Source organism: Acinetobacter sp., assembly GCF_041919735.1.
Taxonomy (GTDB): domain Bacteria; phylum Pseudomonadota; class Gammaproteobacteria; order Pseudomonadales; family Moraxellaceae; genus Acinetobacter.
In genome coordinates this window covers 161492-179561 of the sequence record NZ_JAYRTF010000001.1, presented here as the reverse complement: position 1 = coordinate 179561, position 18070 = coordinate 161492, and the positions used below count along the sequence as shown (strand labels likewise).

Genomic DNA, 18070 nt, shown 5'->3' with positions numbered 1-18070 from the left:
TGCCGCTAAGATAGATGCAATAGTTACATAAAAAAATAAAAAAGATAGCCTTTTAATGTAGGTGTTTAGATTGTGTTTTTAAAATTTGAACTTGTGTATGCTTTAATCATAAAAATGTAATATTAACGTAATGAGTGACATTAATAGGGCTAAATATGGATGAAAAATAAGCCAGATTAAAGTCATTTATGTTCTTTCAATTAAAAAAAACTGTAGTCATGCTGTCTTTGGCCGCAATGGGTTCTTATGCTGCTGCACAAGGCATTGTTTTAAATGACGAGGCGCTCCGTGCAGATTTAAACTGGCTGAATCAGCAGGGCGTGATTCAAATCAGCACTTCAACCTGGCCGATGAGCGGCGATGAAATTCAGCGCGCTTTGGCTCAGGCAAACGTTCAGAATAGCGCACAGCAGAATGTGATTCAGGCTGTGCAAAATAAGCTGAAAGCTGATAATGCCATGCTGAAGGCGGAGTTATTTGCCGAGTCAGACCAGAAAAATATTCCGCAAAATTTTGGCGATCACCAAAAATCGCAGTATCAAGGCGCATTGGAATTGAATGCCGGCGGTGAAAACTGGGATGTCAGGTTGCGCGCCAATGCCGAAAAAGATCCGCAAATTGATAATAATCAAGATGTAAATTTAGAAGGCTCCTATTTGGCTGGAAAATTATGGAACCAATGGCTGATTGCCGGGCAAATCCCAACTTATTGGGGGCCTGGGCATGACGGCAGTTTAATCCGCGGTGATGCCAGCCGTCCTGTGTATGGCTTCACCATGCAGCGCGCAGGCCAAAGCGCGTTTGAAAGCAAATGGCTGTCTTGGATTGGACCATGGCAATATCAGGCATTCGGCGGCCAGTTGGATGATTATCGGGCTGTGCCTGATGCTAAATTAATTGGCTTGCGTTTAACTGCTCAGCCTCTGCCTTATCTGGAACTGGGCGCGTCGCGCGCTATTCAGTGGGGAGGTGAAGGGCGTCCACAAAGTTTTAGCTCTTTATGGGATGCCATGATTGGTAAGGATAATGTGTATGGAGAAACGCCTAATCCATCTAATCAAATTGCCGGTTTTGATGGCCGCTTGAATTTGCAGCCGTTAATTCAAGTGCCTATAAGTCTGTATGGCCAATATGCAGGTGAGGATGAGGCGGGCGGATTACCGTCTAAAAAAATGTATTTAGCGGGTCTGGATTATTCGTCCGCTGTCAAGGCTATGCCGTATCAGCTGTATGCCGAGTGGGCGGATACGCGTACCAATGGAGAGGCCCGCGGCATTTCATATCACCACAGTGTTTATACCGATGGTTATTATCAGCATGGCTATCCGCTGGGTCATGCCATGGGCGGCGATGGTCAAATGGTTTCTGTCGGCGGCAATATCCGCATTGATCCAATGAACCGTGTCAACGGGCGGGTGCTGTTTGCGAAATTTTCAGATGCAGAAAACCGCCCGGATGCGCGTAAAATCAATATGGCATTCCCAATGGCAGATGAGATTAAAGCTTTGGACTTAACATGGACACATTATCTGCGTCCAGATTTGCCGCTGAAGCTGAATGGCTGGGTCAGTGATTCGGATCAGCAAGGCAATGACGCAGGCGCATCTATCGGCATTGAATTGCCTTTAGATAAGCGCTTATTGAGTTACTAAGCATTCTGTACCTCAAAATCCCAGCCTGCTGGGATTTTTTTGGCCTGAAGCTTGTTGAGCGTGCCGATCTAGAAGATTTAATGCGCTGTTTGCGGTTACGGTATTGTGGAATTGCAGGCAAAAAAAATACGCAATGATTGGGGTTGTCATTGCGTATAACAACGAATCTGCTTGCGCAGGTTCGGTAAAGGAGAAATGTATGACTTCAGGTTTCCCTAAAACATGTATGCAGTTTAAGATGAATGGTGAGTCACTTCAGCTGTATTCAGGTTACTGCGTGTTAATCAACGTTAATAGATGGATGTTTTTGTGACGCAATTCTCCATAATTTATTCATAATATAAATTAATGCTGAAAAAAAAGCCTTTCATGCAGAAAGGCTTTTAAGCGATGAATTAAAGCAATGATTGCGCTTAGAAGCGGAACATGCCTAAACCGGATTTAACTTCATCCAAGGTTTGCTGGGTAATGTCGCGGCATTTGTCGGTGCCGGTTTTTAAAATATCCATGATGTAATCAGGATCTTTGGCCAGTTCTATGCGGCGTTCACGGATCGGGGCGATCAGCTCTTTCAGTACGCCTTCCAGACGCTTTTTCACCGTACCGTCTCCCAAACCGCCGCGGCGGTAATGTTCTTTCAGTTCTTCAACTTCTTCTTTGTTTGGGTCAAAGGCATCTAAATAGGTAAAGACCACATTGCCTTCCACTTGGCCCGGATCTTCAATGCGCAAGTGATTTGGATCGGTATACATTGAGTTGACCGCTTTTTTAATGTCTTTATCTGATGCATCCAGCACAATGGTATTGCCGAGGGATTTAGACATTTTCGCTTTGCCGTCGAAGCCCGGCAAACGGCCCATGTTGGACAGAAGCGCTTTGCATTCAGGCAATACATCATGGCCAATTTGACGGTTCAAACGGCGCACAATTTCATTGGTCTGCTCAATCATTGGAATCTGATCTTCGCCTACGGGCACAACAGAAGCTTTAAATGCCGTGATATCGGCAGCCTGCGCGACCGGATAGCATAAGAAACCAGCAGGAATATCGCGTTCAAAACCGCGCATTTGAATTTCAGACTTGATGGTCGGGTTGCGCTCTAAACGCGACACAGTCACAAAGTTCAAATACAGCATGGTCAGTTCATTCAGCGCCGGCAGGCAAGATTGAACGCAAATTGTTGTTTTTAAAGGATCAATACCAACAGCTAAATAGTCTGTCGCCACTTCAAGAATATTGCGGCGGACTTTTTCAAAATTATCTGCATTATCCGTCAGCGCTTGGGCATCAGCGAGCAAAATATGCTGATGGTGAGAATCCTGCAAGCCTACGCGGGAACGTAAAGAACCGACAAAGTGACCCAAGTGAAGTTGTCCAGTTGGACGGTCGCCAGTCAAAATCACTGGACGATTATCGAGATTGCTCATTATTCATTCCATAATAGCAGCCAGCGCTGCAGTGCATTTTCAAACAATGGCAACATTGTACGGCATTATTTTTCAATATGTCAGCCACATTAAAACTCAGATGAAAAATATCCATGAATTAATCAAGTAAATACAATATAAATATGGAAAACCCATTAGAATTGCAAAAAAATGATCAGGAAAAAGAAGAATGGCCAGCAGCCTTTTATTGCTTTTAGATGATATTGCAACCGTGCTCGATGATGTGGCCGTGATGAGTAAAATGGCCGCAAAAAAAACTGCGGGGGTGTTGGGGGATGATTTAGCTTTAAATGCACAGCAGGTCAGCGGTGTGCGTTCAGACCGCGAACTGCCGGTGGTGTGGGGCGTGGCCAAAGGTTCATTTATCAACAAGCTGATTTTGGTGCCTTTGGCGCTGCTGATCAGTGTGGTTGCGCCATGGGCGATTAATCCCTTGCTGATGGTCGGCGGTTTATTTCTGTGCTATGAAGGTGTAGAGAAAGTCCTCCACAGCCTGCATCATAAAAAAGCGAAAACAGCTGAAGATGCGCAAACTGAATTGGAACATACTGAAATCGATCTGGCCGCTTATGAAAAAGATAAAATTAAAGGCGCAATCCGGACAGATTTTATTTTGTCAGCGGAAATTGTGGTGATTTCTTTAGGCACTGTGGCTGCCGCCGGCTTTCTGACCAAAGTCAGCGTGCTGAGCCTGATCGCTGTCCTCATGACGGTTGGTGTTTACGGCTTTGTCGCGCTGATTGTCAAAATTGATGATATTGGATTGTATTTGACAGCGCAGGCATCCAGCCTCAAGCAAGGCATCGGCAGAGGCCTGCTGGCTTTCGCGCCGATTTTAATGAAAACATTAACCGTGGTGGGCACCATTGCCATGTTTTTGGTGGGCGGCGGCATTATCAATCATGCGGTGCCCTGGATGCATCATTTTTCAGAAGAGACGGTGGAATATGTGCAGGAAATTCCCAATTTAGGCAGTATTGTCGGGGCTTTGACACCGACCATGCTGAACATGCTGGTTGGGTTTATTGCCGGCTTAGCGGTATTGCTGGCGCTCAGCGCGATAAAAAAAGTTTGGCCAGCAGCTAAATAATCCGGCTGATAAAAGCCTGCAAAGCAATCAACAATAACGAAAAGGATAATCACTATGCGTTGGAAAGGTCGTCGAGTCAGCAGCAATGTTGAAGATCGCCGCGGCGGTGGCGGAGCCAAAGCTGGAGGCATCAGTATTTTGGGGTTGGTGGTTGCATTTGTCGCATGGAAATTTTTCGGCGCAGACCCGCAGCAGGCTTATCAAGCTACGAAACAAGTGACACAGCAAACCTCCCCGGCTGAGGTGAGTGGGCTGGATAGCCCAACGCCTGAGCAGCAGGAAGCCATGGATTTCGTCGGCACGGTATTGGCTGATACCGAAGATACGTGGTCAGAAATTTTCAAAACACAGCTGAATGCGCAATATGCGCCGCCAAAACTGGTGATGTTCAGCGGCGCAGTCAATTCCGGCTGCGGCACGGCGCAGTCTGCGATGGGGCCGTTCTATTGTCCGACAGACCAGAAAGTCTATATTGATACCGCTTTCTTTAAGGATATGCGTACGCAAATGGGCATTGGCGGCGAGCAGAATCAGACGGAATTGCAGCGTCAGGATCAGGCCGGCGACTTTGCGCAGGCTTATGTGGTTGCGCATGAGGTCGGCCATCATGTGCAAAATCTGCTGGGCATTTCTTCACAGGCGCAAAAGGCGCAGGCGCAGAGTTCCAAAGTTCAAGCCAATCAGATTTCAGTGCGTGTGGAGCTGCAGGCAGACTGCTTTGCCGGCATTTGGGCCAATAAAAATCAGGAGCGCACGCAATTTCTGGAGCCGGGCGATATTGAAGAAGCGATTGATGCGGCGCATAAAATCGGTGATGACTATTTGCAGAAAAGCGCAACAGGCCAAGTGGTGCCGGACAGCTTTACCCACGGCAGCAGCGCGCAGCGTATGAAATGGTTTGAAATCGGCTTGAAATCAGGAAAAATTGACAGCTGCGATACCTTCAATACCCCAATCTAGCGCATGATTGGGAAGCGATTTAAAAGCAAAAAAAGAGGAAGCGCATTCCTCTTTTTTATTGATAAAAGCTGCAGGGTTGAGCGCTTATTTTCGGATGAATTTCTTGAAATTCCGCAGAATGCGGAAACTGACAAAGACCGCCGCCAGTGCGAATAAGCCGATGCCAAATGTGGCATATTTTAGGCTGGAAACATCCGCCTGATAAAATTGCTGAATTTGTTCAGGTGTATAGCTGAACGTATGATGCTGCTGTGTCCGGCTGTCTGTAAAGCTCACTTTTTCAATATAGTGAAAATTTCCGGCATGCAGCAAATCGATAGTCTGAATTTGCCGAGTCTGCTGCTGGTTATACTGATCAAGGCAAATCTCAGGGTAGTGGCTGCAGCTGGATTTGGCGATGTAGCCATTTTGAGCAATCACCACATAAACCGCCTCATCCGGCTTTTTATTGTTGGATAGCAGCGCAAACTGCTGCTGCGCAGTTGATTGCAGATGTATTTTTTTTGCCTGTTCAAAATTTTGCGCAGCATGGAAAATTTCACTGCTTTTGGCAAAGCCGGTTAAAATTAAGGCTGCTGTCACAGTGAAGATGACTGCGGCAAAGCAAATTCGGAAAACGAGCTGTATAGTTTGATGCATAGTCAGAGTGCAGGCAATAAAGTCAAAAACGGGCGCATAAAAACTGCGGTAGGCTATATGGTATAGCAGCATTCGCTCCTTTGTGAAATAAACTGAATTGATACATGCCGTGGATTTGACTTTCAGTACAATATTTTAAATATAAATGATGTCTAAGATGTCATTTACCCATTGAATAAGTGTGTAGATTCCCTCTAGAGCGCGCAGCAGAACATTGGATACAGCATGGGAAACTTTTTTTTCTTACAGGTTTTTACCGTCATTTTTGCACTTTCCATTGCAACGACGATTTTTAATAAACGGATTTTGGGCTTTCCGCAAGCCATCGGCGTGCCGCTGGTCTCTGCAATTTTCGTCTTTATTTTGCAGTGGGGCGCCAGCCTGCTGAATGGCAATCAATTTGTAACCATCAACATTCACAATATTGAAGAAGCCGTGCGTCATATTGATTTTTATGACTTTTTAATCAATGGTGTGATCTGCTTTATTCTGACGTCTTCTGCGCTGAAATTTAAAGTTTCGGATCTGCGCAGCTATTGGAAACCCATCAGTATTTTAGCCAGTATTGCCTTGGTGCTCTGCGCCACTTTTTTCGGCTTGGCGCTATACGGCTATCAATTTTTGGTTGGCCAGCATGTGGACCTGCTGGTGCTGCTGCTGCTGGGCGCGGCCTTAGGGGCAACAGACCCGATCGGCATCAAAGGTGTGCTGAGCTCTGTGCGCGCGCCGCATCATTTGATGGTCAAGCTGGAAGGCGAATCCTTATTCAATGATGCCATGTGTATTGCCTTGTTCATGACGCTGATGAATGTGCTGCAAGGCGCTCATGTGACTTTATTTGGCGTATTGAAAACGCTGCTGTATGAAATTGTCGTGGCGGTGATTATTGGCTGGGGCTTTGGCCAGTCTATTTTGCGCCTGCTGCGCGGCAAGCATGAGATGGAGTCTTTAATTTTAACCACCGCCTTATTGGCCTGCGGTTCCTATCTTGTGGCCTTGTTTGCGCATGCTTCGGCGCCGATTGCCTGCGTCATAGGCGGCTTGATTGTCGGCAACCGCTGGAAAGAAATTCTGGAAGGCCGGGAAATCCGTGAGGTCAATCACTTCTGGCATACTGTCGAAGGCATTATCAATTCCTTCTTATTCACCTTGATTGGCCTGGAACTGTTTATTTTAGATTTAAGCATCAGCTTGATTTTAGGCGGTATTATCGCGTTCCTGATTTTGCATGCCTCGCGATTTGCCGCCAATTACCTGGCTTTCGCATTTTTCCCCAGTTTCCGGCAAAAAAGCTATAACGGCAGTTTGGCGATTTTATCTTGGGGCGGTGTCCGGGGCGGGATTTCGCTGGCCTTGATTCTGGCCGTGGCCAACATTCCGGAACTCAGCGAGTACAGCAGTATTTTGATTGGCTATACTTTTATTTCAGTATTGCTGTCCGGGATTGTGTGCGGGCTGGGCCTGCCTGCCGTGATGAATGCGTTTTACCATAACCCCAATGAGGAAACTCAGGGCTTCAAAGGTTGGTATCAGCGCCTGTGCCACAAAATGAACCGCAAAGGCTTCCAGTATATTGTCGGGGAAGATGCCTACGGCAATGAAACCATTACCGTATATAAGCCGGAAAGCTTAATTGATGAAAAAGCGGATGACGGCGTAGCCGCGGTGCATAATCCTGAACGGGTGCAGGAAGTGAAGCGCTTGGAAAATCCGGATAACTTCTAGCATGCATATCGTCCCAAAGCAGGTGCAGCTGCAGCACCCAGCGGATGCAGTTCCACTGAGTCTAGAACAGTTCAGATGAATCTGCAGAAAAAGCGGAATGCCGGCCGGTGTTCTGCTTTTTGGGCCTGGCTCAGCAGTTTAAGGCCTCAAAAAGAAATACAAGCATCCCGTTGCGGTTCAGGCACGGTGAAACCAGCCGGCCGGTTACAAAATAAACGTGATGTGATTCACGGAATCAAGTACCTGTTATTTATTATAAAATCTTTAAATAAAAATTGAACAAGCAAGTAAAAAAATGATCAATTTCAAACAATTGAAAAAATAAAATAAAAATGTGATATAAAGCACACTATTAAAATAAATGTTTCCAATAAATTGTATTTAAACAAATTATTAAAAAAACAATTCATTGTAAAACTTAAAAAACATCATTAAAAAGAAATAGAGAGTTTCGCTATGACGCAAATTTCCATCATTTCAAAGGGCAGCCATACGTTATTGAATCAGGTCGATTCTCATCATGTCAGCTTAACTGAAAATTCCGTGGTCGTTGTTCAAGTTCCCAAAGAGGATGTGGCATCCATTACCCGCACTGGGGACAATGTCATCATTACGCTGAAAAATGGTGAAACCATTGTTGTTGAAAATTATTTCAATACGGCAAATCCTGACAACAGCCTGGTTTTTGAAGGTGATGATGGAAGCTTATTTTGGGCTAAATTTACCGATAAAACCGGCGCGATTGCCGATGTCATTCAGTATCAGCCTTTAAGCGAAATCGAACCGCTGCTGTATAAAGACTCTTTGACTGGGGTAATTTTGCCTTGGGCGCTTGGCGCCGGCGGCGCAGGTTTGATCGGCGCTGCAGCCAGTAGCAAGAGCTCATCTGATGATGACCAGCCCATGCCTGCTGCACCGCCAAAATTGGCTGCGTTTGACGTCTCGGATAATCAGGCGCCTAAAATTGGAAAAATTGCGTCAGGCGATGTGACCAATGATCAGACACCGGTTGTTTCGGGAACAGGCGCTGCTGCTGGCGCGGAAATTAAAATTTATGATGCAGGCCAGCTGATTGCTGAAACTGCTGCAAATGCGGATGGCACATGGAGCGCAGAAGTGCCGAAAGCGCTGTTAGATGGCGCGCATTCAATTGCCGTTACGCAGACGGTCAATGGGATAGAAGGGCCGAAGTCCGATGCGCTGAGCTTCACTGTTGATACTCAAGATCCATCTTTGACGATTGATGATTTAACAGATACCAATGACACGACGCCGACAATCAGCGGTAAAACTGATGAGCCGAATGCTTCAATTGATGTGGTGATTAAAGACAAAAACGGCGCCGTGGTTGACAGCGGAACAGGCACGGTAGACGGCAATGGCGACTGGACCTATACGCCAAGCCAGCCGCTGCCAGAAGGTGAATATACCGTTGAAGTGACGGCGAAAGATCCTGCCGGCAATGAGACTTCTGCCGGCAAAGGCGGTTTAGTGGTGGATACCACAGATCCGGCAGTCACCATTGATCCATTGACGCCGACAGGCAGCGACAAGCCGGTGATTGGCGGGACAACAGATCCGGAAGCCAGCATTGATGTGGTCATTAAAGATCAAAACGGCGCCGTGGTTGATAGCGGCGCAGGCACGGTTGACAGCAATGGTGATTGGACTTATACGCCAAGCCATCCGCTGCCAGAAGGCGAATATACCGTTGAAGTGACGGCAAAAGATCCCGCCGGCAATGATAAAACTGAAACGGGCGCAGGCTTGGCTGTGGATAAAACCCTGCCTGCCGTTTCCATTGATCCATTAAAATTGACCAAGCAGGATACGCCAGCGGTAACAGGCAAAGCGGATGCGGATTCATCGGTAAAAGTTGAAATTAAAGATGCTGCAGGCAACGCTGTAGCTTCAGGCTCGGCCACGGTGGATGGGAATGGAGGCTGGATCTACACGCCATCGGTGCACTTGCCGGACGGCAGCTACACGGTTGAAGCGACTGCCCAAGACCCGGCGGGCAATGAAGCATCAGCATCTGCAGGCGGTTTGACGGTCGATACTGCGCCTCCAGCTATAGCCATTGACCCCTTAGCGTTGACTAAAGAGGTTTTGCCAGTCATCAAAGGCACATCGGAGGTCGGCGCTGCAGTTGATGTGGTGGTCAAAGATGCATCAGGCGCAGTCGCTGCAGCAGGGACGGTTTTGGTTGGCCAGAACAATGAGTGGACATTTACACCTGCAGCCAAACTGGCGGATGGCGCATACAGCGTAACCGCAATTGCCAAAGATCCAGCAGGCAATGCATCCAATGCGGCGGCTGATTCTGGTTTGACTGTGGATACTGTCGCGCCGACGGTTGATATTGATAACTTATTTGGCGCGGCGGCAGCCCGCATGCTGATGAGCGCATCCAGCTCAACGGCTGCAGCTTTGCCGCAGACGAATCAAATTAAACCCGTTTTTTCAGGATCATCGACCAAAAGTATTGAGGTCATGATCTATCTGCAGGATGAAGCTGGAAAAATGGTCGATTCCGGTTTGGCCGCATTAGATGCAGCGACAGGCCGCTGGACCTATACGCCATCGCATGATTTGGCGGAAGGCTATTACATGCTGCAGGCAATTTCAAAAGATGCGGCGGGCAACCAGAGCGCGCCGGCGGCAAAAGCGTTTATTGTCGATATTCAAGCGCCAGTGGTTGAGGTGGATGATGTCGGCCTGACAAACGATGCTGCGCCAGAGGTGAAAGGCAAAGTCAATGAACCGGCTTCAACAGTGACCGTGAAAGTAAAAGATGCTTCCGGTGCAGTGCTTGAAACAGGCACCGCGGCGGTCGCTTCGGACGGCAAATGGTCATATGCCGTTAAAACGCCATTGGCGGACGGCGATTATGTTGTCTCTGCAACAGCCAAAGACAAAGCCGGCAATACCGGCGCAGAAGATGCGGCAACAGCGAAAATTGATACAGCAGCGCCAACGTCGGCACTGACAGTCAGCCCGGCAGGCGAAGTGGTGATTGCATTCAGCGAAGCGGTCAAAGGTTTTGATAAATCTGATGTGACTGTGCAAGGCGGCACATTAGCCAGCCTGACTCAGCAGCCGGACGGCAGCTGGAAAGGTCAGGTCGTTGCAGATGGCGCAACGGGCGCCTTAGGTCAAGTGGATGTGGTGATTGCCGACGGCGCATATACGGATTTGGCAGGAAATGCCGGCAAAGGTTCGAGCGTAACGGGCACCGAGGTGCCAAGCCTTGATACAGTATCGCCAGCGGCCGCAATTACAGTGGATGCAGACGGTACGGTAACAGTGGCGTTCAGCGAGCCGGTGAAAGGTTTTGATGCCTTTGATGTGAAAGTCTCCGGCGGCAAGCTTGAAAACCTTGCGCAGCAGCCAGACGGCAGCTGGGTCGGAAAAGTCGTTGCAGATGGTGCAACAGGCTCGCCAGGCCAAGTCGATCTGACGATTCCAGCAGGTTCCTATACGGACCTTGCGGGCAATCCGGGACGGGCTGCTGCGCAATCTCAAACTGTACCAAGTCTTGATACCACAGGCCCGGTACCGGCATTGACGTTAGATGCGAATGGCAATTTGACCATTACGTTCAGTGAAGCAGTGAAAGGCTTTGATGCTTCCGATGTGAAGGTAACTGGCGGTACAGTCAGCGGCCTGACCCAGCAGCCAGATGGCTCTTGGACAGGCAAAGCTGCTGCAGCTGGCAACACGGGCGCATTAGGCTCAGTAACAGTAGCGATTGCAGACAACAGCTATAGCGATCTTGCCGGCAATAACGGCAAGGGTTCAACAGCCTCCAAAGATATTCCAAGTGTTGACAGCACTGCGCCATCGGCAATCATTGCTATCGGCTCGAATGGCGAAGTCGTCATCCGCTTTAGTGAGCCAGTAAAAGGCTTTGATGCCTCTGATGTGCAAGTAACCGGCGGCACATTGACTGGATTGGCTCAGCAGCCGGACGGCAGCTGGAAAGGCCAGGCTGTTGCAGATAGCGCAACGGGCGCATCAGGTCAAGTTGATTTGAAAATTCCAGCGGCATCATATACAGACCATGCCGGCAACCCGGGTCAAGCAGCAGCAGCCTCCGGATCGGTACCAAGCATAGACAGCACCGCGCCAGCAGCATCAATTGCTGTTGATGCTGCTGGCAATGTTGCCGTGACATTTAGCGAGCCGGTGAAAGGCTTCGACAAGTCAGATTTGAAAGTTACTGGCGGCACACTGCAGAATTTAGTGCAGCAGCCGGACGGTTCTTGGACCGGCCATGCGGTTTCAAATAATCAAGATGGCGCGCCCGGCCAAGTGGATATCATGATTGATGCCGGTTCTTATACAGACCATGCCGGCAACCCCGGTCTAGCGGCATCAAATTCGCTGGCTGTTCCTGGTTTTGATACCACTGCGCCAACGTCATCAATGGCGCTGGATGCGAGCGGCAATCTCATCATCACGTTCTCAGAAGCGGTGAAAGGTTTTGATGCTTCCGATGTGAAGGTGACTGGCGGTACAGCCAGCGGCCTCACCCAGCAGCCGGATGGTACTTGGACAGCGAAAGTCACCACGCTTGGCGCTGCAGGCAGCACAGTGAAAGCAGAGCTGGCAGATGGCAGTTATACCGACTTTGCGGGCAATGCGGGCAAAGGCTCGAGCGTACAGCAGACGGTAGATTCCACATTGCCTGCAGCAGCAATTGCTGTCAATACAGACGGGGCTGTAGTGGTCACATTCAGTGAGAAAGTGGCTGGCTTTGATGCTTCTGATCTGAAAGTCGTAGGCGCTTGGGTTACAGGTTTAACAGAACAGCCTGATGGTTCTTGGATTGGCCAAATTCAAGTTCCGGCCGCGGGTGTGGATACATTTGTCAGCTTTGAGATAGCCGCAGGCTCATTTGAAGACCTTGCCGGAAATAAAGGCCTCGGAACGCAATTGAATACAATTATTTATCCGCCTACAGTAGATATTGACGATTTGTTTGGCGCTGCAGCATTTGCTGCACCGATGATGCTGACGGGCCGTTCGATGCTGTCCGCTGCTGCATTGCCGCCTGCAACGAATAATCCGCAGCAGACCTTCAGCGGCACATCATCGAAGAGTGTAGAAGTTCAGATTAATATTTATGATTCATCAAATCATCTGATCGACTCTGGCTTAGCCAATTTAGATGCTTCAACTGGCCGCTGGACCTATAAAGCCGCTTCACCATTGGCTGATGGCCAATTCCGCTTAGAAGCCATCTCTAAAGACGCTTCAGGCGCAATCAGCGTCCCGGCATACAAAGACTTTATTGTCGATACCGTGAAGCCTGAAATCGACATCGATCAAGCAGGCCTGGCTGCAGATCCATCACCAAGCTTCAGCGGTAAAACTGAAGCAGGAGCGGCAGTGACCGTAACGGTGAAAGACCAGGCCGGCAATGTGACTGCAACTGGCGCAGCTGCAGTCGATGCTCAAGGCAACTGGACATTTGATGCAGGTATGCTGGCGGATGGCCGCTATACGGCAGAAGCTGTTGCCAAAGACCGTGCCGGCAACACCAGCGATAAAGCGGCGGCATCTTTAACCGTCGATACGCATGCTCAGCTTGATGCCTTGACCGTAACAGCAAATCCAGACGGCACAGCAACGGTGGCCGGTAAAACTGAACCGGGCGCAGCCGTGACAGTGAAAGACCCGGATGGCAATAGCGTTCCGGTCATAGTCAATCCAGACGGCACATTTACGGCAGCGGTTCCAGCGCCAGCAGCGGAAGGGACTTATACGGCCACAGCAACAGACAAAGCCGGCAATGCAGGCTCAGCTGCGGTGGATCTGCATGATGGCATTGCACCGCAGATAGATAGCTTCACTGTGGATTCCAATCCAGATGGCACAGCAACGGTGACCGGAAAAACTGAATCAGGTGCAGCCGTAACGGTAAAAGATCCGAGCGGCAAAGACGTGCCTATCACAGTCAATTCAGACGGCACATTTACGGCAGTGGTTTCAGCGCCAGCAACGGAAGGGACTTATACGGCCACAGCAACAGATAAAGCCGGCAATGCAGGCTATGCGCAAGATGATCTGATGGACACGACGGTGCCAGCGATTTTAACGGCAGAAGTGAATCAAGCGGATGGCGCAACGGTATTTGGCCAAGCGCAGCCGGGTGCAGACATGACTGTGTACAGCGCAGATGGAAAAACAGTGCTGGGCCAAGGCAAAGCAGATGCATCCGGGCAATACTCTGTAGCGTTGAATCCAGCGCTGGTGGATGGTGAAAAAGTCAAAGTGGCAGCGAAAGATCCGGGCGGTGAATCTTCACCCATGACAGCTTCTGCACCCGACCTGTATGCGCCGGATGCGCCAATAGCCAAAGTCGCGGCTGACGGAAAAGCGGTTACAGGCACTACTGAGCCAAATGCAGAAATTACCGTCTACGGCGGCAGCAAGGGCACCACAGTGATTGCGGCAGGCAAGGCTGACGGCAACGGTCATTATTCCGTGGCTTTAAATCCAGCTCTGGTGGATGGCGAAGATGTCAAAGTGACGGCAAAAGATCCGGGCGGCGAATCGGTTGCAACACCTGCGCAAGCGCCGGATTTATATGCGCCAGAGGCGCCAACCGCGGTCTTTAATGCCGCAGGCAACAGCATCAGCGGTGATGCGGAAGCCCATTCTGTCATTAAAATCTACGCGCCAGATGGCGTGATGGTGATCGCGCAAGGCGCATCAGATGCACAAGGCAAATATAGCATTAAACTGCCTTCTGTCTATAATGATGGCCAAACATTGCTGGTCAGCGCACAAGATGGCGGCGGCGAGTCTGGAAAAACTGGCGCCAAAGCGCCGTATGTGCAGCTGGATGCAGCAGATAACGTGGTTTCTGCAGGGATCAATTTTGAATATCCGGTAACAGAAACGCGTTCTGCCAAGCTGTTCAGTGAGCATTCTCTGGTCAACATTGGGGCCAAAACGTATACCGGCTATTTTGCTGTCGGCGAGCAAGAGCTGGGTAAAGCAGTCATCAGCGTTTCAACCGGTTCACTGGCGAATTTGTTTGATAAAGCCGAAATGAAGCTGTATGCACAGAATGCTGACGGATCTTGGAAATTAATCGGCAGCAATAAAGATGCCGGCTTGCTGGATCTGCTGGGCATTTTTGGCGAGTCGACGCAAATCGTTGCCAATCATCTGCAAACCGGCAATTACAAGTTTGAATTTTCCGGCGGCTCTTTGATCGGCGCTATGACCAGCATTAATTCCAGCCTGTCACTGCAAGTATCCGATACTGCAGCAGATCCAGTAGTCAGCAGTGTTACAGAAGCGCGCGGCAATGTGGTGACGGATGATGACAGCGTGTATGGCAAAGACCATGTTCCTGCCGGCGCGGCAGTCACATCGGTTAATGGCCAAATGCTGAATGCATCAGGAACCACGGTGATTGTCGGGGATCATGGCATCTTAACCATGGCTAAAGATGGCGCGTACAGCTACAAGCCGAATCCATCTGCGGCAAATATCGGCAAGACGGATGTATTCAGCTATACGGTTACAGATCCAGCAACTGGCCAAAGCGCTGCTGCGGACTTGATGATTCATATCAACACGCAAAGTGACCTCAGCCTGAAATGGAATGATGCTGATCCAGCAGCTGATGCGGTTTCGGTGGTTGCAACGGACAATACTGGATTGATCGGTTTTGATGCATCGAATGCGGTCAGTGCAGGAAAAGCCGCTTCAATCAGTTACAGCTGGCTGATCGGTTTTGGCGGCAAAAAGTCAGGCGCAGCTCAATTGACCGTGGCTGAAGGAACCATTGAAGACGTGAAAATCAGTTTCGGTTCTGTGCAGCTGGCGTCCTTCCTCGGCGGCACAGTCGTGAATGTGTATGATAAAGCATCGCATAAGCTGATTGCGACGACAGGCGCTTCAACCTTGATCGATATTATTACCTTGCTGCCTAACGGCAACAGTTTATCGCTCAGCGGTTTAAAAGCAGGTGAATACACCATTGAAACTGTAACGAATAAAGGCCTCAGTGTGGTGGGCAGCGTCAATGCGGCCATTACCCGCACGGTGATCGATCTCGATGATTTTACTGTGTCATCGGCCAGCACGGCGGCCAAAGGCAATGTCTTTACAGACAATAATGGCAGCGGTACAGATTTCTTGGCATCCAAGTACACCGATCTGCATATTTCTAAAGATGGCGGCAAAACCTATACTGCGGTCAGCAGTGCAGGAACAGCGGTGCAAGGCGAGCATGGCCAGCTGATCATTAAAGCGGATGGCAGCTATACCTATACAGCAACCGACGGCAAGCCGCTGAGCGGTGAGGTTGAATCCTTCACCTATAAATTGGCTGCGCCAAATGGTGATGTTTCCACGGCATCGCTGACCATTCATGCCGGGGTGAACTTTAGCGGCAGCGCCGGCAGCGATGTGATCAGCAGCACAGCCGGCCATGATGTGATTGCATCAAAAACTGGTGCAGATACGGTGATCTTCAAATTGCTGAACAATTCCGATGCAGCGGGAGGCAATGGTCACGATACTTGGACTGATTTCAATAAAGCTGAAGGCGATAAGATTGATATCAGCCAATTGCTGCAAGGGCAGAATGTCGATAAGAGCAATATCGGCCAGTTTATTTCAGTGTCGGGCGACGGCAAGGGCAATACCTTGATCAGTATTGACCGTGACGGCGCAGCAGCCAAAACCCATGATAAAGTGGAATTGCTGACGCTGAAAAATACCGATATTGGCTTGCAGGAACTGCTGGATAATAACCATCTGGTGTTCTAAGCCGGCGGGCTTTTAGCTAAAATCTGATGCATGCAAGAGAGGGCCTGAGGGCTCTCTTATTGTTTTGCTTCCTGATGAAGCGGAGAAAGGAGGACAGCGTGAAGCAAAGTGATGAATTGGCGCAGCAGATCCTGGCTGTTATTGATGCCATTCCGTATGGGCGCGTGGCGACCTATGGCCAAATCGCCCGATTGGCCGGCTTGCCGAAACATGCGCGATTGGTCGGTTATGTGCTGAAACATTTAGATGCGGCAGCGGATTTGCCTTGGCATCGGGTGATTAACAGTCAGGGCAAAATCAGCCTGAGCAAACTGGATGAAAACGGATTGAATATGCAGGCGCAAAAACTGCTGAGCGAGGGCATTGCGGTGGCTGCAGGAAAAATTGATCTGAAAAAATATCAATGGCATTAAAAAAGCCTTGCGAGCCGGAGCTTGCAAGGCTGTTGCTATTCAGTCTATTTGAAGGCTGATTATTTGCGCACTACCATGACAGGGATGTCCGATGAACCCAGCACGCTTTGCGCCACGCTGCCCAAGAAGAATTTTTTCAGGCCAGTGCGGCCATGCGAACCGATAATAATCAAGTCAGCATTGGCATCTTGAGCGGCTTTGACAATTTCTGTATGCACTGTTTGGCCTTCCAGCAGTTTCGCTTCTGCATTAATGCCGTCCGCGCTCAGTTTTTCTTTCACAGCATTCAAATTGTCTACAATAGAGGTGCGGGCGCGTTCAATTAAATCGTTGGTTTGTGTTGCAGAGATATATTCTGCAGCAATGTACGGGTCGAGCACCATCACCTGAACAACGGTAACTTTACTGTTAAATGCTTTTGCAAATTCAATGGCTTTTGCCACTGCGGCAAAAGATGTATCAGAACCGTCAACAGGGACTACAATATTTTGAAATGACATGAAAATTCTCCTTATTGTTTCAGCTTATCAAGCAGGCGCGACTGCGTGCTGTATTAAAAATATTCGCCTTGTCTTGATCATAGCTCGAAACAAAAAGAAAGAAAACCGAGTGAATTCATAAGAATATTTCGAGATGATTAAAAATAATTTAAATATTATCAATTACTTGAGTGTTTTTAAGCTGTGAAGGAAATGTATTGTTTAAATTCTATTCAACTAAAGTTTAATCTTAGGCCAAAGGCAAAGGGCGGATGGCCTTGAAATAGCCTGAGCCGAATCGTTGCGCCGGCATCAGGAGATGCGGAAAATCATTCACATTGAATGGATTTTTCATCCAATTTGATCATGGGCGCCAGCGCCTGATAAGCGGATAAAACGGCCGGCTTTTCTTCAGCAAACAGCACGTCCTGCAATTGGGCAATCTTTTTTTCAGTCAAATGCAGATGCGCGCAGTGCAGCGCGATTTGATTTTCTTTGGCAATGGCCAGCTGCGCAGCGCTGTCTTTGCTGCTGTAGCGGTACAGCAGCTGCTGGGCTTTGCTGAGCTGAGCCAGACTGCGTTTTTGCTGCATGCTGAGCAAGGGCTGGCTGTTGATCCATTCCGCCGCATCTCTGCGCACGCCATAATAGTCAACAAAGATCGGGGAAGCCAGCTGGCAGCCGCCGAGGCTGAGCGCTAAACTGGCCAATAAAATCTTATTCACTCATTTCACCTCTGGAATAACTGTGTAATTTTTAAATAAAAATATAAAAATCGCCATCAAAAATCGATGATTTGATTATTTTTTAGCATCTTGATGCTGTCTTGAACAAAGTATGCGCATTTCTGCAGAAAAAAGCTTGACGA

At 48.8% G+C, this 18070-nt stretch carries 10 protein-coding genes; 6 read left to right on the top strand and 4 right to left on the bottom strand.

What is annotated here, in order from left to right:
* Positions 1 to 188: 188 nt before the first annotated feature.
* Positions 189 to 1652, top strand: a complete 1464-nt coding sequence (locus ACE3T3_RS00775) for a capsule assembly Wzi family protein (RefSeq protein ID WP_374663094.1) — start codon at positions 189 to 191, stop codon at positions 1650 to 1652.
* 413 nt (positions 1653 to 2065) lie between these two features.
* Here ACE3T3_RS00775 and trpS read toward each other — a convergent pair whose 3' ends face one another.
* The gene (gene trpS, locus ACE3T3_RS00770; protein ID WP_374663093.1) at positions 2066 to 3079 is read right to left on the bottom strand and encodes a tryptophan--tRNA ligase; all 1014 of its coding nucleotides are present in this window, start codon (positions 3077 to 3079) and stop codon (positions 2066 to 2068) included.
* Positions 3080 to 3269: 190 nt separating this feature from the next.
* On the opposite strand from trpS, the gene ACE3T3_RS00765 reads away from it, so the two are divergent.
* Positions 3270 to 4190, top strand: coding sequence for a DUF808 domain-containing protein (locus ACE3T3_RS00765; protein ID WP_374663092.1), 921 nt, complete (start codon positions 3270 to 3272; stop codon positions 4188 to 4190).
* Positions 4191 to 4244: 54 nt separating this feature from the next.
* On the top strand, positions 4245 to 5150 hold the full coding sequence (locus tag ACE3T3_RS00760) for a neutral zinc metallopeptidase (protein WP_374663091.1): 906 nt from the start codon (positions 4245 to 4247) through the stop codon (positions 5148 to 5150).
* Between the two features lie 84 nt (positions 5151 to 5234).
* On the opposite strand, the gene ACE3T3_RS00755 is transcribed toward ACE3T3_RS00760, so the two are convergent.
* A complete protein-coding gene (locus tag ACE3T3_RS00755; protein WP_374663235.1) occupies positions 5235 to 5789 on the bottom strand; it encodes a hypothetical protein in 555 nt (184 codons plus the stop codon).
* 225 nt (positions 5790 to 6014) lie between these two features.
* On the opposite strand from ACE3T3_RS00755, the gene ACE3T3_RS00750 reads away from it, so the two are divergent.
* From ACE3T3_RS00750 to ACE3T3_RS00740, 3 genes are all read left to right on the top strand, one after another.
* A complete protein-coding gene (locus ACE3T3_RS00750) occupies positions 6015 to 7514 on the top strand; it encodes a cation:proton antiporter (RefSeq protein ID WP_374663090.1) in 1500 nt (499 codons plus the stop codon).
* Positions 7515 to 7970: 456 nt separating this feature from the next.
* The gene (locus ACE3T3_RS00745; RefSeq protein ID WP_374663089.1) at positions 7971 to 16310 is read left to right on the top strand and encodes a BapA/Bap/LapF family large adhesin; all 8340 of its coding nucleotides are present in this window, start codon (positions 7971 to 7973) and stop codon (positions 16308 to 16310) included.
* A gap of 74 nt (positions 16311 to 16384) precedes the next feature.
* Complete coding sequence (locus tag ACE3T3_RS00740) at positions 16385 to 16723, top strand: MGMT family protein (RefSeq protein ID WP_374663088.1); 339 nt, start codon at positions 16385 to 16387, stop codon at positions 16721 to 16723.
* A 59-nt stretch (positions 16724 to 16782) separates the two neighbouring features.
* On the opposite strand, the gene ACE3T3_RS00735 is transcribed toward ACE3T3_RS00740, so the two are convergent.
* Together ACE3T3_RS00735 and ACE3T3_RS00730 are read right to left on the bottom strand one after the other, a co-directional pair.
* Entirely contained in the window at positions 16783 to 17223 is a 441-nt protein-coding gene (locus ACE3T3_RS00735) for a universal stress protein (protein WP_374663087.1), read from the bottom strand.
* 308 nt (positions 17224 to 17531) lie between these two features.
* Positions 17532 to 17927, bottom strand: a complete 396-nt coding sequence (locus ACE3T3_RS00730) for a hypothetical protein (protein ID WP_374663086.1) — start codon at positions 17925 to 17927, stop codon at positions 17532 to 17534.
* Between the last annotated feature and the right edge of the window lie 143 nt (positions 17928 to 18070).

Bases quoted from the DNA above. Each gene is read 5' to 3' on its own strand.
- ACE3T3_RS00750 (WP_374663090.1), top strand. From the start codon at position 6,015: ATGGGAAACTTTTTTTTCTTACAGGTTTTTACCGTCATTTTTGCACTT.
- ACE3T3_RS00740 (WP_374663088.1), top strand. From the start codon at position 16,385: ATGAAGCGGAGAAAGGAGGACAGCGTGAAGCAAAGTGATGAATTGGCG.
- ACE3T3_RS00760 (WP_374663091.1), top strand. From the start codon at position 4,245: ATGCGTTGGAAAGGTCGTCGAGTCAGCAGCAATGTTGAAGATCGCCGC.
- ACE3T3_RS00765 (WP_374663092.1), top strand. From the start codon at position 3,270: ATGGCCAGCAGCCTTTTATTGCTTTTAGATGATATTGCAACCGTGCTC.
- ACE3T3_RS00735 (WP_374663087.1), bottom strand. From the start codon at position 17,223: ATGTCATTTCAAAATATTGTAGTCCCTGTTGACGGTTCTGATACATCT.
- ACE3T3_RS00745 (WP_374663089.1), top strand. From the start codon at position 7,971: ATGACGCAAATTTCCATCATTTCAAAGGGCAGCCATACGTTATTGAAT.
- trpS (WP_374663093.1), bottom strand. From the start codon at position 3,079: ATGAGCAATCTCGATAATCGTCCAGTGATTTTGACTGGCGACCGTCCA.
- ACE3T3_RS00755 (WP_374663235.1), bottom strand. From the start codon at position 5,789: ATGCATCAAACTATACAGCTCGTTTTCCGAATTTGCTTTGCCGCAGTC.
- ACE3T3_RS00775 (WP_374663094.1), top strand. From the start codon at position 189: ATGTTCTTTCAATTAAAAAAAACTGTAGTCATGCTGTCTTTGGCCGCA.